The 16,455-nt window shown below is 34.5% G+C and carries 14 protein-coding genes; 2 read left to right on the plus strand and 12 right to left on the minus strand.

Annotation, left to right across the window (positions count from 1 at the left end):
* Positions 1-877 precede the first annotated feature (877 nt).
* The 9 genes from F6K23_RS28445 to F6K23_RS28485 form a co-directional block, all read right to left on the minus strand.
* Positions 878-1,984, minus strand: a complete 1,107-nt coding sequence (locus F6K23_RS28445; RefSeq protein ID WP_293162024.1) for a glycosyltransferase family 4 protein — start codon at positions 1,982-1,984, stop codon at positions 878-880.
* A gap of 437 nt (positions 1,985-2,421) precedes the next feature.
* The gene (locus F6K23_RS28450) at positions 2,422-3,159 is read right to left on the minus strand and encodes a bifunctional 2-polyprenyl-6-hydroxyphenol methylase/3-demethylubiquinol 3-O-methyltransferase UbiG (RefSeq protein WP_293162026.1); all 738 of its coding nucleotides are present in this window, start codon (positions 3,157-3,159) and stop codon (positions 2,422-2,424) included.
* A gap of 636 nt (positions 3,160-3,795) precedes the next feature.
* Complete coding sequence (locus F6K23_RS28455) at positions 3,796-4,002, minus strand: helix-turn-helix domain-containing protein (protein ID WP_293162027.1); 207 nt, start codon at positions 4,000-4,002, stop codon at positions 3,796-3,798.
* Positions 4,003-4,117: 115 nt separating this feature from the next.
* A complete protein-coding gene (locus F6K23_RS28460; protein WP_293162028.1) occupies positions 4,118-4,825 on the minus strand; it encodes an SDR family oxidoreductase in 708 nt (235 codons plus the stop codon).
* On the minus strand, positions 4,822-5,322 hold the full coding sequence (locus F6K23_RS28465) for a 6-carboxytetrahydropterin synthase (protein ID WP_293162030.1): 501 nt from the start codon (positions 5,320-5,322) through the stop codon (positions 4,822-4,824). The genes F6K23_RS28460 and F6K23_RS28465 overlap by 4 nt, the downstream gene beginning before the upstream one ends.
* Before the next feature lie 43 nt (positions 5,323-5,365).
* Positions 5,366-6,439 carry a mechanosensitive ion channel family protein gene (locus F6K23_RS28470; protein WP_367267848.1) on the minus strand — a complete coding sequence of 358 codons (1,074 nt, stop codon included), beginning with the start codon at positions 6,437-6,439 and terminating at the stop codon, positions 5,366-5,368.
* A 54-nt stretch (positions 6,440-6,493) separates the two neighbouring features.
* Positions 6,494-7,591 carry a mechanosensitive ion channel family protein gene (locus tag F6K23_RS28475; protein ID WP_293162034.1) on the minus strand — a complete coding sequence of 366 codons (1,098 nt, stop codon included), beginning with the start codon at positions 7,589-7,591 and terminating at the stop codon, positions 6,494-6,496.
* A gap of 795 nt (positions 7,592-8,386) precedes the next feature.
* Positions 8,387-8,590: a hypothetical protein gene (locus tag F6K23_RS28480; RefSeq protein WP_293162036.1), complete on the minus strand. Its 204-nt coding sequence runs from the start codon at positions 8,588-8,590 to the stop codon at positions 8,387-8,389.
* 467 nt (positions 8,591-9,057) lie between these two features.
* A complete protein-coding gene (locus F6K23_RS28485) occupies positions 9,058-10,416 on the minus strand; it encodes an adenylate/guanylate cyclase domain-containing protein (RefSeq protein WP_367267849.1) in 1,359 nt (452 codons plus the stop codon).
* A gap of 848 nt (positions 10,417-11,264) precedes the next feature.
* On the opposite strand from F6K23_RS28485, the gene F6K23_RS28490 reads away from it, so the two are divergent.
* Complete coding sequence (locus F6K23_RS28490; protein ID WP_293162040.1) at positions 11,265-11,564, plus strand: transposase; 300 nt, start codon at positions 11,265-11,267, stop codon at positions 11,562-11,564.
* Between the two features lie 34 nt (positions 11,565-11,598).
* A complete protein-coding gene (locus F6K23_RS28495) occupies positions 11,599-12,483 on the plus strand; it encodes a transposase (RefSeq protein ID WP_293162084.1) in 885 nt (294 codons plus the stop codon).
* A 979-nt stretch (positions 12,484-13,462) separates the two neighbouring features.
* Here the strand turns inward: F6K23_RS28495 and F6K23_RS28500 are convergent.
* The 3 genes from F6K23_RS28500 to F6K23_RS28510 all read right to left on the minus strand — a co-directional run bounded on the left by F6K23_RS28500 (position 13,463) and on the right by F6K23_RS28510 (position 16,379).
* Positions 13,463-13,834 (minus strand): phage holin family protein, encoded by a 372-nt coding sequence (locus F6K23_RS28500; RefSeq protein WP_293162041.1) that lies wholly within the window; start codon positions 13,832-13,834, stop codon positions 13,463-13,465.
* Positions 13,835-13,862: 28 nt separating this feature from the next.
* Positions 13,863-14,954 (minus strand): redox-regulated ATPase YchF, encoded by a 1,092-nt coding sequence (gene ychF / locus F6K23_RS28505; protein ID WP_293162043.1) that lies wholly within the window; start codon positions 14,952-14,954, stop codon positions 13,863-13,865.
* Positions 14,955-15,161: 207 nt separating this feature from the next.
* Complete coding sequence (locus tag F6K23_RS28510) at positions 15,162-16,379, minus strand: transposase (RefSeq protein ID WP_293162045.1); 1,218 nt, start codon at positions 16,377-16,379, stop codon at positions 15,162-15,164.
* Between the last annotated feature and the right edge of the window lie 76 nt (positions 16,380-16,455).

Raw genomic sequence — 16,455 nt, forward strand, 5'->3', positions numbered from 1 at the left:
AGGGGACCCACCCCTCGCCCCTCCTGGGAGGGGAAGGGGAAGTGGTGGAGTGGGGGAGTGGGGGAGAAGCAAACACAAGAATAATTAACATGAACTTAGGTGAAATTATTAAAAAAGTGATTTTACTTGTGCTAATTAGTTAAGAACTGAAGTCTTGTCCAAGTATAGAATAATGCATGGGACTTGGTATAACCCCTCCCAGGAGCGGTAGTTGGGGGAGTCGGAGAAAATTAAACATAAGAATAATTAACATTAACTGGGTTGCTAATTGGCAAAAAAGTTATTCGACCGACGTTAATTACTTAATACTTGAAGTTTTACCTCAGTATAGGATTAATCCATGGGAACTGATATCAAATATATATAGGCACAGGGTTTCACGTCAAAGAGGTATAATATCATGTCCGAAGGCAATCGTTTGTGTAAAAGTTGGCATGGATATTTGCAGGAAATTTAAGTTTTTTTCTTGCCTTCCGGAGCTGTTGCCTATTTACTATACAAGACCGATGCTACCGGACATGATATAAATCCTTAACTGTCAGGGTTTTCCTAGGTCATGCTGCGCAAACAGTCATTTTTATCCCATCGACGTAATTCCCTTATCTAGACCGAATTTTCCTGCGGAATGCTGCGCAAACAGTCATTTTTTGGTGGAAAAAATGTCTAAGTACCATTAATACAGATTTTCTACTGAATAGGAATTTAAAAATTCATGCTATTCAAATTCTTTCTTTCTCCTGATATAGAATCCAGTTATACAGTGTATGTTCATAATTCTATAATTACTTCAATATTCAATCTCCCCACCTCCCCATCTCCCCACCCCCCCATCTCTACCAACTATATAATAAGTATTCAACCGAATTTGATATAACTCCTAACTCCTCAGCGAATAGCTAGTCTGAGCCAGAATATCGTAGAACCAATTTTCCATACGATTTCCATAAACTTGAATAGAATATTCAGCTTCCGCTTGTTGCCGACAAGCTAAACGATCAAGTTTGTCAAGATTGTTAATTGCTTTTACCAATTCCACTAGATTACCAGACTCAACTAGCCAACCTGTTTGGCCGTGACGCACAATTTCAGCAGGGCCTCCCTTATTATAGGTAATTACAGGCACACCACAAGCTAATGATTGAATGGCAGTCATGCCAAATGCTTCACTCCATCGATGGGTCATTAAGTACCCTCGACTGCGCCGCAGTACTAACTGCATTTCCTTAACTGGGAGAAAACCCAAATATTCTACTGGCGCATCAGGATAATTTTGCTGGATACTCTCCCAGTAAGACTTATCCTGAAGCAAACCCATTATTTTCAAGGGAATACCAGTATTTTTTGTCGCCTCAACAGCATCTTCCAATCCTTTTTCAGGAGAAATACGCGCTACCCAAACCAAGTAATTATCTGGTTTATCGCAGTATTGGTAGTCTTTTAAGTCAATACCATTTCCCACAATTCGACATCTACTAGCAAATGGGAAAGTTTCTGCCTGAGTTTTTGTGTGAACAGCAATAGTACCAGGAAAACTAATACTGGTTTTTTCTATAATCTCATCCATTGCCTTTGACAGAGAACCCATACTTACCAGATGGGCAATAGGGACATTCAAAAATAGAGATAAATAAAAGGGAAGCCAGTCATAAGCAAAGTTAACAATCAAATCGTAATTATTTTGCTCTTTTCCAATAAACTCCCACATTCTGGTAAGCACAGATTTAGGGATTATTGAAATGGGAGTATCACGATTTAATTGCTGAATACTAACTTGCAGCTCTCCGGTAATTTCAATAATGGGACAATCTACTTTAGTTATAGAACCCTGTGGCGCAACTATATCTACCTTGTGTCCTCTGAGAATCATTTCTTGGGCAATATTTTGTAATGTGAATTCGACTCCACCTCCAGTACCTGAACCAATAGCTCCCACAGGTGTAGAAGCAAATAATAATCGTAAGGGGTTAGCTTGAGTAGCTGCCATTTTTTTTGCCTAAATTATCAAAGGGAACATAAAACCTACATTCCGCACAACAAAATGTAGTATAGAATCAGGAGTCAGGAGACAGGAGACAGGAGACAGAATTTTAGAAGAAAATCATAGCTGCCGTGATTGAGTCATTAATCAAGCAAGTATTTATGCGTAAATTTTTTACTCAGAATTTGATCGACGAAAAAAGTAATTGAGATGATTTGCATAGTATAAATACTTACAAAGCTACGGATTTACATACTACTTTTAATGCTGCAAAATGACGTGCGGAATGTGGGATAAAACAGACAAGAAAATCATTGAGCAACATTAGAGTCTGAGTCAAATTAGAACAAATCCAGGTTATATGAAGCTCTCAATATATTAAATTATCCCGATTCCTTTAGATATTAAGGAATATTTTATAGATAGATACTTCTTTAAATACTTCACAATTTTTGATAACATCTGGTTGTGATTAAATGGGGGTGAAATACTTCTAAAAAATGCGATTGTAGCGTTTGAAAAAAATATTTCACAATGGCTGTATCATCTAAATGAAAAGGATATTCGTTGCCAAAACCCTTAGAAAAATACCAATTAATTAGTAATTTTCCATCAGAACTCAGAAGTTTATGAAACTCAATTAACTGTGATATTGGGTCTGGTAAATGTTCCATGACATCAAAACACATAATTGTGTCAAATGAGTTATCAATTTCCAATTTTGATGTGACTTGAATTTTGTCAGATAACCCTAATTTTTCGGAGCGCTCCAGAACAAAATTGCAGTTAATCGGATTTACATCTAAGTACTGAACTTCGGTAACATTTGGACACAAAGCAGCCGCAAAGGAATGTGTTCCAATCCCCCCACCAAAATCCAAAACCCGACCTTTAGCAAAATCAGCAATTAAATGTAGCATATTACCGATATAATCACAGCTTTTTAAATGCCACGCTGCTAACTCTAAGATATAGGTTGCTCCGACTTGGTCTCGATAAAATTCGATTGCCATTTCCCAATCAAAGTTTTGTCCCAACTTAGTCATAGCTTGATTACTTTCCTGAATTCGAGTCTCAAGGGTATGTCGATCTATCTGCAAAAACTCCTGGATGTGGTTTTTCAGATCGAAAGAATTGTCCCAATAAGCTTTGAGAAACTCAGGTTTAGCTGCAGTTAACATAGAAAATGACTCCTGAATTTTGTAAACTTCATGTTGCCGTTCTTAGAGATATATGATAATCTATAGTTATCTGTTCTATTCTTGCTTCTACCTGGCAACGTCGGCGTTATCCAGTCCACAAGCTGACACGGACTTCGCGGAACGCGGAGCGTAGCTCTTACTGCCCCCCATAGCTAAATTTAACGCTGCATTTCCTACGGAATGCTTCCCTACGGGATGCTACGCAAACGCAAACAAGTCTTGATCGCAGCTAAAATTGCAGTGTTCGCAATTGAACAAACGATTCTGTTTTGATCTTGAAACTAATGAACCAGCGGTTAGCTTTTCTACTAATAGTTACAGACGACAGATTGACATTATCTGGCAATATTTCAAAAGTTTTAACCCATTCAATTCTAGGTAATTTTATCTGACCCACCTCTCTTGCTCCCCTCCCAGGAGGGGATGGGGGTGGGTATTGAACCATCTAAAGTGTTTGCGTAGCATGACCTAGGAAAACTATCATCTTTGCCTTTTTTCTTTAATTTAGGCTAACCAGAGACTTTCTTAAAGTAACGCTTTCAAGATGATGACAAATATCTCAAAGCATATTGAGGTGCTGTTTTAGACACTTTATAGTACCAATAGTTTTGAGGTTTAACCATTGCTACCAAAAGCAAAGGCCAAGTCAATAGCAGTAGGAAATTTAATTTTGCTATCAGGATTAATAGAATTGTGATTAAGGATGTTTCTCGTCAGCCATAATCCCCAATTACAGGCATGACGAGCCACACCAGCCTGTTTGGCCAGTAATGTTTTTTGTTGATTTGTGGGTTTCAACTCAGTTTTGAATCCTAGTAACATAAAACAGATAATCGGAGATTATTATAGATAATATCAGATTATAGGTAACAGTTACAAGTCCTTATCAACTCAATGACTAATCAGATAGTGATTAAGTTGAGTAGCTGCCATCTTTTTATCTCTCTTTTTGCCCCATATTTGCATGGACTATTGCACCATTAATAACTGGGTTAGTAGCTGCAAAATAAATGGTTTGTGCAATCTCTGAAGCTTCGATTAAACGATTTTGAGCATTCATAGTTTTTATCTGCTCAATAATTGTCTCATCATGATTAAGATGATTTCGTAACATTGGGGTATCGGTAAAACCAGGACAAACACAAGCTGTATGAATACCTCGATCTATTAAATCCTGACAAGTGGCTCGCATTAACCCCACTGCTGCGTGTTTAGAAGTGACATAACTAAAGGCACCAGGCACAGCCTTTTCTGATAGAGTGGAACCCACATAAATAATAGCAGACCCCTTTGACATTTTTGGCATAACTATCTGATTCAATATAGTTGGAGCAACTACGTTAATTTCCAGAATATCTCGTAAATTATTGGCTTGAATATTTTCTACATTATCCTTATCTAACCGAGCAGCATTGTGAACTAAAATCACTGTTTCAGAATTTTCTAATTGAGGCGGTAACTCTTTGTTCAAATTTTCCTCAAAACCTTTTGCAGCTAAATCTACCTGAATATTAACTACATCTTTCAACGGACATAAATTTCTAGAAAGGTTAATAACCTGAAATTCCTTTTCCAGAAATAGTTTAGCTATTGCCAATCCTATGCCACTACTTCCACCAGTTATAACCAAATATTTTTTGCTCATTTTTTACTCCAAAAACTGCTACCTGACTGACCAGGACCAGAGAATATTTTAACTTCTATTGTGTGAATAAGATGCTCTTGATTTTCTTGTACATAAACAAGTAATTTTTGCAAAAACCAATGAGAAAGCTCCTCTACAGTAATATTTCGCACCGGAAGTAACTTTACATCTCGTTTAAGAAATGGTATTTTCTCTTTGCCACCATTGAACAAAGCATAGATATATTCATCGAATTCTTCTATTTTGAGATAAGGATTTTTTAATGGTAGTAGAAAAACTTCATCAAGAAACTGACAAATATTAAGGATAATTTCTTTGTAAATACCATAGTCAAAGGTCATGCCATTATTTGTCACTTCAGCCTCGAACATGACATAAACTGAAAAACTGTGGCCGTGTAGGTTTTCCCGTTCACTCTCGGAAAATATAGTGAAATGACCAGCCGAAAAGTTCATTGCTTGTTTGAATAGTTCAATTTTAGTCAGTTGATTGTTCATACAAAATTTAATAGGAAATTACACTAAGTTTAATTTAGCCAAATTACATAGTCATGGGAGAATCAACATAAATATTTGGTTCTTGCAGATAAAATTCTATGCCCAAATTTTTCAATTCCTTAGAAATACTCTGATTTGCAACTTCCAAAAGTCGCTTTCTTAGCTGAATAGAATTTTCACTTGAACCTAAAATAAAGAATGTTACCCTAGCGCGACTTTGATCGATAGTATCATGGTCAAATACTGCTATTTTTGTGCTACCTGGGTCAATACCAAATACTGAATCTGTACTATTTTTAACCACTTGCTGAACTAGAGCTTTTTCTCGTTCTATCAGTTTTTTAGTAAAGTCTAAATATAATAAGACCATCACTTTTTTACCACGGGTAATATTCTCAATTCCTGCATTGGCTAATTGGTTATTAGGAACAATATATAGTGTACCCGTGGCGGCTTTCCTGATTTTTGTAGAGCGCAAACCAATAGATTCTACTCTGCCATACATCTCACCTTCTCCTAATGAGCAACGAATATAATCTCCAGGGATAAAAGGACGGTCTAAATATAATACAACAGTACCAAATAATTGCTCCAAAGTTTTGGAAGCAGCAAAACTAATAGCTACACCACCAATAGATACTCCAGCTAACAAACCTGTCAATGGAAATCTTTGACTTTGAGCATAACCTATTGCGGCAATAAATCCGATTGCTACATTTACTATTGTCTCAAATACTAACAGCAATTCATCAGCTTCTAAGCCAGATTTACGAATAATTTCAATGCCATATATCCTGAGTAACTGCTGAAATAAACGGGAAGCTAACCAAGCAATGCCAATAACTACCGCAAGAACTATTAAAGGATTAAAGAAACTGTATAAAGCATTATACTCTTTCAACCAAACTGAGGATAGAGAAATTAATATAAATGTTCCTGCAACTTGGAAAGGTTTTGTAAGTGGACTAATAAAGTTATTAGTAATTTCTTTGCCTAAATTCGGCATAAATCTATTAATCGTTAGTTGTACTATCCCTGGCGTATATTTTCCTATCAATAACGCTCCCAAGGCAAATATCAAAAAAATTAGATAGTGAGGAATGCTAGAACCTTCCAAAAAAATATATAGCTGATTTACCTTGTTAATTATATTTGAGAAAAACATAGAAAATCAAACTGTAATTGGTGAATCAACATAGATACTTGGTTGCTCAATATCAAAACCAATACCATATTCTTTAAGTTTCAAAGTAATTCTTTGACTAGCATTATCCAACATTTGACGACGTAAATTCATAGATACTTTACCAGAACCCAGGATAAAAAATGTAATCTGGGCTTGAGTTATATCTTGTAAGTTAGAATTCTGTGAATTTTTAAAGGTAATATCAGTATTACGAGGCTCGATGCCAAATACATCACTGGTACTTGCTAAGATTACTTGACGTATTAATGCTTGTTCTTCAATATCTACCTGACGATAAAAAGTTAAGTATAGAATAGATATAACTTTCTTGGCTGCGGTAAAGTTTTCAATATTTACCTGTGTCAGAGAATTATTAGGAATAATAATTAATGTACCTTTACCAGAAGAACGGATTTTAGTAGAGCGTAAACCAATTGATTCTACCCTACCAAAAGTACCATCTGGGAGACCAATATAATCATCTACTACAAAAGGTCTATCTACATAAAGTACGATACCACCAAGTAATTGACTTAAAGTATTTTGAGCAGCAAAAGCAACTGCTACACCTCCTACTCCTAGACTAGCAATAATACCAAATACATTCACTTGGTGAGTCTGGGCAAAAATTATCAGACCTAATACAATAATGATAAAGTTAGCAATAAACTTACCAACTATAAATAACTCACTATTAGCTTTCCGGCCGCTTCTAAATGCTGCTTCTATTAGATAAACATCAAAAAATTGTTTAGCAAATTGAAAACCTAACCAAGTAGTAGTAATAGTTAAGATTAAACTGAGAGTAATTTCTATAATATATACCTGAGAATATGGTGTAACAGCCAGAAGAGTTATCTCAGATATGGCTATGGCAATTACTACTCCAATTAGTGATTTATTTGGAGATATGATGATTTTATATGCTTCGGAAATTTCTGTAGATATAATCCTCTCTATTAATTCAGGCAGTTTGCGAATTCCTATAACTGCGACTATTCCTATGACTGCTATGGCAAGTATTTGCAGGATTGTACTAATATCTATTACTATTTGTTCAGGAATTTGAATAGTTTCGGTCATCAACAATCTTTATTTGAAAATTATTTTCTGAATTTGATTTAATTTTGATCTTTTAGTTTAATTTTTTATTATACTCTAAAATGTTTAAAATGTTGATTTATACTAAATTCGGTTATGATAAGCTACTTATATAAATAATCGCCAAATCCTCTTTAATCAAAGAATTTAATTTCTTTGAACATGGTCTAAGTAAACTTGAATGTATCACCCAGCTTACTTGAACAGCTACAATCCTTGTCTGTTTAAATTTAAGTTTTATCGAGGTTAAAACAGTGCATCACTCACTGATTTGAACCCGTTTATATCCTTTTTATGTATAACTTGAAAAGACTTGATTCAAGTAATTTACGAGGAAAGAGGATTTAGTCTGAGAAAATAGCGATCGCCTAAATTATATTATTGATTAGACCTAGGTGTGAAAAAGATATAGATTTTTTGCAGGAGTAGGCAACAGGCAACAGCTCCGGAAGGCAACAGGTCATTTCAGTTATCAGTTATCAGTTATCAGTTATCAGTACCTCTTGCTTTAGCTAGAGGCTTGAAATCTGAAATATTCTCTTTTTTTATCCCCTTAAAAGGGGAGGCGCATACCCAGAATTTTTCGGTAAGATCTTTTTACGCGCAAAGGCACTAAAAAGGATTTTTTAGGGTAAACTTTTTTTTCTTTAGCTTATCTAATTAAAAGATTTATTTATTTTCCAGCAGATGTCTATTAATTAATTAATTAAATTAATTAAAAAGTTGGCGATCGTGTCAGAGGTGCTGAACACTATCGCTTTTAACTTCATATTATTTTTACTCAGGAAACTCAGGAATTACCCATTTAGGAGGAGCCATTCTTTTCTTCTTCACTGCTTCTTCAGCTATTTCCAACATTTTATCTAAGGGAGTATCATCAATAAACTTTGATGTTTCTTTTACATATTGCTTATGAGGGCATTTGTCACCCAAAACACATCCATTAACACAAGCTTCTACACAATTTACAGTATTTTCCATCCTATTTTCCTCTGGTAGTTTAGTAATTTTATAGCAGATAACTTTTTCTAATTATCCACTTCAGCAGTCATCATTTGACTTTCAATATTATCATAAGCTATATTCTATCTCAATAGCTTTTTGTGGTTTGCTCTGATAGTTCAATTCATATTAACAAAAGGTACTTTTTGAACCTCTCTTCCAACCCTTCAACTCCCACTACCTTACTGAAAAATCGTGGTCTAAAACCTCCCCTTTTAAGGGAATAAAAAGCGGTCGATATTCGGAGCTTCCCGTAAGGTGGGATGGCGAAGTCTCCGAGTCATATCCAATCGACCAAGAGAAAAAAGAATTCCGTATTTTCGTAGCCTCCTTATTGCAGAGGTACTGATAACTGATAACTGATAACTGATAACTGAAATGACTTTCATAGCCAAAAAATTGAACGATGCGGTTGACATCAAGCTCCGCGAAGGCCGGATATACTGTTAAATTGACGAAGGATTATTTCTCTCCATTAAAAAATATGTATTCATCCTTCCTTTTCCCTTAATCATAATAGTTCCCCTGGGATTTAATATATATTTTTCTTTTAAATAATTAGAAGTTTTCTCTGTTACTTGAATAGCATTAGGTACACCGTGAGATTCCATCCGACTTGCAGTATTAACAGCATCACCCCAAAGGTCATAAATAAATTTTTTTCTACCAATAACACCTGCAATAACAGGACCAGTATTAATGCCAATTCTAATACTAAGCTGCATATTATTTTTTTGATTAAAATCAACAATTGCCTGCTGCATATCCAGAGCCATTTCAGCAATGGCTTCAGCATGATCTTGTCTTGGATTTGGTAAACCTCCAACTACCATATAAGCATCTCCAATAGTTTTAATTTTTTCCAAACAATATTTATCAGTCAATTCATCAAAACAAGAAAATATTTCATTCAGTAAATTAACTAACTGTGTAGGAGGAATATTTTCTGATAACTGAGTAAAACCTACTAAATCAGCAAACAAAATAGTTACTTCTGCAAAATTTTCAGCAATATTATCCTGTTCTTCCTTTAATTTTTCTGCAATCGGTTTAGGCAAAATATTTAACAACAATCGTTCCGATTTTTTTTGTTCAGCAGATAATACTTTTTCTGTTTGCTTACGTTGCTCAATTTCTCTAGAAACTCGATCAAACATTTGATTAAAAGCCACCATTACCTCTCCTAATTCATCTTGCCGTTGAACAGAAAGAGAATAAAATTTAATCCCATTACCATTTTTACTCAAAGCTTCTCCAGCAGCAATTAAATCATCTCTTAACCTCAAAATTGGAGAAATTAAACACACTCCTAAAACTAGCATCGTCACCAAAGTAACAAAAAGAGATATGACAATTACAAGAAGTGCAATTCTGCCAATAAAAGCATATAACTTTGGCTGGATATTAGAAGTATCATGGCGGGCAATTAATGTATAATTGATTCCTAAATAATCTGCTGATAATGCCACATCATATCGTTTACCATCTCGACTTCTAACACGCAAAATATCTTTGTTTTTGAGGTCATCAAAGTCTATATCGGGAGCTTCACCAATAGTTTCTATTAACTTTCCCTGAGAATCATAAATTGTAACTCCCAAAACTACAGAGTCTTGCGTTAATGTTTTGACTTTTGCCTGAAACATACCATTAGACTTCATACTGGTTTGAGTTAAACGCACAATAGAATTAAAAATCGCTCCAGAAACATCTTCTAGTTGGCGAAGAAGTTCATCTTCCCGACGCTTATAAGATGGAATTAAAATTACAGCCTCAATTACTAAAATACTGGCAAATATCCACAATACTATTTTTCTAGATAAACGCGCTCTAAAAAAACAAAATAGTCCGGAAAATTTAATAAACATATACAATTTATTTTTTGATAAATTTACTAATAGCTTGTACGACTAACCCTGAAATGAAAAATTAAAATATAATCAATATATCTGTTATAGCACTACAGAAAAAGTTCCGAATATTGTAGAAATTTTATATTGTAGAAATTACCTTTTTTATCAACTATAGCAATTCCAAATGATTTGTAAAAACTCTAAGGATATATAAAAACTCTGAAACTTTTACCGAAAAATCGTGGTCTAAAGGACTCCCTTTTAAGGCAGGGTCAATTTATTGTCACCAGATAAAAAAGGAGGGGGTGGGGAGTGTGGGGAGTATGCGAAGCACAGGATCTAAACAAAATATAGGGTTGTAAATATTCTCTGACGACAAAGAATTAGCCCTACTCTTTTAAGGGGATAAAAAGCGGTCGATCTTTGGAGCTTCCTGTAGGATTGAATGGCGAGGAGACCTCGCTATATCCAATAGACAAAGAGAAAAGAGAATTCCGTATTTTCGTAGCCTCCTTATTGCGGAGGTACTGATAACTGAAATAACCCCTGTTGCATTTTAGGAGTTTTAATTTAGGTGGAGTATAATAAAAGTTATACGTAAATATAGTCATATATAGTCAAATAATGTCAAATATCTTCGTTGATTTGTGCAAAAGAGCGCCTTTATATTTGACAAAATTTAATCACTCCAAGGCAATATGTTTAATAGTATAATGAAATTGGCACGCTTAGTTCCAGACTAAATAATCATCAAAATTCCTAAATTATCGAATCCTAATATAATTTTAACCCCTTGATTTATGAAATTAGTTGAGAGACATATTATTCAAAAAAATCATCGGTTTTATGATGAAATTGACCGACTATGTTTCTTGTCGAAAAATCTTTATAACTATGGCAATTATTTAGTTCGTCAATCTTTCATATTTGAAAATAATTATCGTCACTATTACGACCTGCAAAAAACACTCTCTACTCAATCAGATTATCAAGCAATACCAGCTAAAGTCTCTCAACAAATCTTGATGATACTAGATAGAAACACCGAAAAGCTTTTTAGCAGCAAACGAAGTTTATCTAAAGAACCCATCAAAGTTTAAATCTCGTCCTCGTCTTCCTGGATATAAAAATAAAATAACGGGAAGAAATATTGTGGTTTATACCACACAAGCCATCAGCAAGAGACAATTAAAACAAGGAATTATTAATCCTAGTAAAACAGGAATTTATCTAAAAACATTAGTACCTACTTCACAAATAAAACAAGTTCGTCTCGTCCCTAGACTTAACCATTATATAATTGAGGTCATTTATGAGAAATGTGAAAAACAATACGAGCTAGAGAAAAATCGTTGGGCAAGTATTGATATAGGATTAAACAACTTAGCTACATTAACTTTTAATCAAGCCGGAATCAAACCGCTCTTGATCAATGGCAGACCGTTAAAATCTATCAATCAATACTACAACAAAGTTAAGAGTTCTTTACAATCTCAACTCAAAGAAAATCAATGGAGTAAGAGGCTGAAAAAGCTTTGCAATAAAAGAGAATTTAAAATCAACGATTATCTTCATAAATCATCTCGTTTAATTATTAATACTCTAATTAATCAGAAAATAGGAACATTGATAATAGGGCACAATGAAGAGTGGAAGCAGAAGATAAATTTAGGGAAAAGAAATAATCAAAACTTTGTATATGTTCCCTATAACAAGTTAATTGAAATGTTATCTTATAAAGCCAAGATGGTAGGAATAGATGTAATGATTACAGAAGAGTCTTATACCTCAAAAGCGAGTTTTATAGATAATGATTTGATTCCTGTTTACAAGGAAGGTGAGAAAAATCAAGTCACCTTTTCAGGAAAAAGAGTAAAAAGAGGCTTGTATCGTACCGCCAGCAAAAAATTAATTAATGCTGATGTCAACGGTTCTCTGAACATTATGAGAAAAGCAGTCCCAAATGCATTTGACTATGGGATAGAGGAGCCAGTGCGTTGGGCGGGTCCCCCGACTTAAAGCAACTGGCGTGGTGTTGTAGTTCACCCAGTCAGGGTAACTCCTGCAAAATAAGGATGTGTCATATTTGACTATATTTTTATGAACTATATAGACTCTAATACTACTTCTCTATTAAGCTACCCTGAATCAAAGATGATAATTGTCAGTTTAATAATAAGTACCTGTGAAAAAATTGTTTAATATTTGTAAGTAGGGAGTAGAGATTAAATCAATTAAAAATTAACAGTTAACAGTTAGTCTTCTAGATTGGAATTGTTTTAACAAGTATAACAGAAGGAAGAAATAAGAAGGAAAAATTTTAAGCTTTTAATCTGTTCTAATCTAATACCAATTTGATAAATGTTTGTTACAAATTGCAGAAGAAAGAAAGAAGGAAGAGAAAAGAAGGAAGAAAGGATAAATTTTGAAAAAAAGGGGGAAACGATATAAATTACTATCTAAAATGAACTGAATTAGCTATTTTTCAGCATATCCAATCAAGGTCTACTTTTTTGTAGCATTCTTTTTTTAAATTGGTATAAAACCCGAGAATTTTATACTTTATCTACTTTGAAAATTTTGAAAATGTTGTAAATTTAGGTTTTTGTTATACTAAATCTTTCTTGCTTGTATAGATTATTTTTATTTATGAAGTGAAGAAGTGGAAAACAGAGAAAAATTATAACTCTACTTTGAGAAGCTAGGCTTAATATAATTAGGTTTTTACTATAAAATCAAAAATCAAACTCGTTCAAATGCTCAGAAATCAAAGTAATACTCAGAATAATGGAATTGATAATAGTTGTAGGGGAATTCAAACTCTGTTTAATGGATGCACCGTAGGTAACGCTTAGATATGAAACTAATGGTAGAGAAGGTAGACACAATTAATATTTCCCTACTCCCAACTTCTCTACACAAAAAGTGGATAATTTACTAGATATCAATTTTAAAGAAACCTAAAATTACCCATAAATGTTGATAATTTAACTGCGGCCTAACTTGCTATTCCTTTGCTAAGTAACTCATAAAGAAAAGAGTTAATAAAAGTTAGTCCTAAAGAACCAATTAACGCACTCCAAAGTCCCCAACGTAGTCGAAATCCACTTACTAGCCAAGCAGCTAAACCAAAGATAATAAGATTAACAACTAGAGTAACTAAACCAGGAACAAGTATGTTAGCTGGCAGAGCTAAAGTATTCAAAACTGGACGTATAACTACATTCAAAAGACCAAAAATCGCCGAAGAAGTTAACGCAATATTAAAATTATCTATTTCTACCCCAGTAGGCAACTTAGAAATAATAAATAAACTAACAGCAGTAATCAACCACAGAACAATCAGTCTAACAATCTCTTCAGTACCCATTTTTTTTTCTCCTTAAATTAATAAAAATCTAAACATTAAATCGGAAGAGCAAAACATCTCCTTCCTTCACAACATAATCCTTACCTTCACTCCTCATCAGACCCTTTTCTTTAGCAGCACTCATCGAACCAGTAGCTACTAAATCATTATAAGAAATTGTTTCTGCTCGAATAAAACCACGTTCAAAATCAGTATGAATTACACCAGCAGCTTGAGGAGCTAACATTCCAGCTTGAATTGTCCAAGCCTTAGTTTCTTTCTCTCCAGTAGTAAAATAAGTGCGCAATCCCAATAATTCATAAGTTGCTTTAATTAGAGATTTCAACCCACCTTCTTCTACTCCTAAAGATTCTAAATAATCAGCTCTTTCTTCCTCCGGTAACTCAATTAATTCTGATTCTACCTGAGCTGAAATTATCACAACTTGAGCATTTTCCACCGCAGCAATATTGCGGACTTTTTCAACCCAGTCATTTCCACTAGCTAAATCATCCTCAGATACATTAGCAGCATAAATTATCGGCTTAGAAGTTAACAGATTTAAAGGCTTAATTAAAAAAGATTCATCTTCATTTAAGTCAGCCATTCTCACCGACTTACCTTCATTTAAAATCCCCTCTAATTTTGTCAAAACTTCTAACTCTGCCTGAGCATCTTTACTGGTACGAGCTTGTTTTTTAGTCCGTTCAATTCTGCGTTCAACTTGAGCTAAATCCGACAAAGCCAACTCTAAATTAATTACCTCAATATCTCGCACTGGATCGACAGAACCAGAAACATGAATAATATCCTCACTATCAAAACAACGGACTACTTGAACAATTGCATCAACCTCTCGAATATTAGACAAAAATTGATTCCCTAATCCCTCTCCTTTACTAGCACCTTTTACCAAACCAGCAATATCAACAAACTCAATTCTAGTAGGAACAGTTTGGGCAGAATTAGAAATTTTAGTCAGCACATTTAACCGCTCATCTGGCACCGACACCACACCAACATTGGGTTCAATTGTGCAAAATGGAAAGTTAGCAGCTTCCGCTTTAGCATTAGCAACCAAAGCATTAAATAAGGTAGATTTTCCGACGTTGGGTAGTCCGACAATTCCAGCTCTGAGCATAAATTTAAGTCAAAAGTAAAAAATCAAAAGTAAAAAGTTCAAGAAATTACAGTTTGTATTTATATCCGAATTACCATACAACTGCTTTATCTAGTTAGGATAGCAGAAGGAAAGAAGAATCTTGATTTCTTAGCTAAGTCCTAATCAAAATTCAAAATTAAAAAATGGACTTTCCTTTTCAGGTCATTCCACAATTGACACTCCCCGCTAATCGCGAGACGGGGATTCTTGGCTCAACGACTCGCCATCACCTAGCAGGATTTCTCCAACTAAGCCAGAGGGCGTGTCTCCCCAAGCGTAAGTTCCGGTATGCCCTACCGTACATAGCGCTTTTTGTAGGATGTTTCTTGCAGCATTCACATCTCTATCTGCCTCATACCCACAATGAGGGCAAACATGAGTTCTCACAGATAGAGACTTTTTGACAACTTCCCCACAGTTAGAACAGTTCTGACTTGTATAGTTAGGTGGTACCGCTACTGTAGCCTTCCCATACTTAAAACCAAAATACTCTAACCAACCACGGAAAGTTGACCAGGCAACATCACTGATTGATTTAGCTAGTCTTCGATTTCTTACCATGCCTTTTACATTTAAGTCTTCATAAGCCACCAAGTCGTTAGAATGGATTACGCAATATGCTACTCTCTTAGCGTATTCTTTACGTTGCCTACTTATTCTCAAATGCTTCCGTGCATATCTATTTCTAGCTTTATGGTAGTTGTTTGACTGCGGTTTAGCTCCTTTCTTGTACTTCTTAGATTTTTGACGATTTGCTCTATTTAACTGCTTTTCAGACTTTCTATAAAACTGAGGGTTTTCTATAGTCTTGCCATTACTATCAGCCAAGAAATATTTAATTCCTACATCTAAACCTACTGCTTTTCCTGTTGGTTGAGACTCAATTTTTAAATCTATTTGAATAGCAAATTGAGCATAATAACCATCAGCACGTTTAACTAACCTTACTCGTTTTATTTGGTTGAGTTGATAGTAGTTTAAATCGTAAGTACCTTTCAATTTTAAAGTACCTATATTTTTCTTGTCTGAAAAAGTAATTGCTTTTCTGTTTGATGACAATTTCCAACCAGAAGTTTTATATTCTACAGAACGACAATGTTTTTTAAATTTAGGATAACCCTTTTTACCTTTGACTTTTTTCTTGCAGTTATCGTAAAATCTAGATATAGAAGACCAAGCTCTTTCCGCAGCCGATTGTCGAGCCATTGAATTGAGTTCGTTAGCAAATTTAAACTCTTTAGCCAATACTTTACAATGTTTATTGAGGTCATATTTGCTCACCTTTTTGTTGTCCATCCAATATCTCAAGCATTTATTTTGAATAAACTGAGATGTCCTAATAGCCTCATCTATTGCTTTATATTGCTGTGGTTTAGCTTTGACTTTAAACTCGTAAATTATCATTTTGGCTCGACCTACCTTTTTATTTTTATGCCGTACATAATAGCATAATTTATGAACGAAAATGTCAAGAGAAAAT

The sequence above is a fragment of the Okeania sp. SIO2C9 genome, from assembly GCF_010672455.1.
Classification (GTDB): domain Bacteria; phylum Cyanobacteriota; class Cyanobacteriia; order Cyanobacteriales; family Microcoleaceae; genus Okeania.

Bases quoted from the DNA above. Each gene is read 5' to 3' on its own strand.
- F6K23_RS28490 (WP_293162040.1), top strand. From the start codon at position 11,265: ATGAAATTAGTTGAGAGACATATTATTCAAAAAAATCATCGGTTTTAT.
- F6K23_RS28475 (WP_293162034.1), bottom strand. From the start codon at position 7,591: ATGACCGAAACTATTCAAATTCCTGAACAAATAGTAATAGATATTAGT.
- F6K23_RS28465 (WP_293162030.1), bottom strand. From the start codon at position 5,322: ATGAACAATCAACTGACTAAAATTGAACTATTCAAACAAGCAATGAAC.
- F6K23_RS28450 (WP_293162026.1), bottom strand. From the start codon at position 3,159: ATGTTAACTGCAGCTAAACCTGAGTTTCTCAAAGCTTATTGGGACAAT.
- F6K23_RS28455 (WP_293162027.1), bottom strand. From the start codon at position 4,002: ATGTTACTAGGATTCAAAACTGAGTTGAAACCCACAAATCAACAAAAA.
- F6K23_RS28445 (WP_293162024.1), bottom strand. From the start codon at position 1,984: ATGGCAGCTACTCAAGCTAACCCCTTACGATTATTATTTGCTTCTACA.
- F6K23_RS28510 (WP_293162045.1), bottom strand. From the start codon at position 16,379: ATGATAATTTACGAGTTTAAAGTCAAAGCTAAACCACAGCAATATAAA.
- F6K23_RS28460 (WP_293162028.1), bottom strand. From the start codon at position 4,825: ATGAGCAAAAAATATTTGGTTATAACTGGTGGAAGTAGTGGCATAGGA.
- ychF (WP_293162043.1), bottom strand. From the start codon at position 14,954: ATGCTCAGAGCTGGAATTGTCGGACTACCCAACGTCGGAAAATCTACC.
- F6K23_RS28500 (WP_293162041.1), bottom strand. From the start codon at position 13,834: ATGGGTACTGAAGAGATTGTTAGACTGATTGTTCTGTGGTTGATTACT.
- F6K23_RS28480 (WP_293162036.1), bottom strand. From the start codon at position 8,590: ATGGAAAATACTGTAAATTGTGTAGAAGCTTGTGTTAATGGATGTGTT.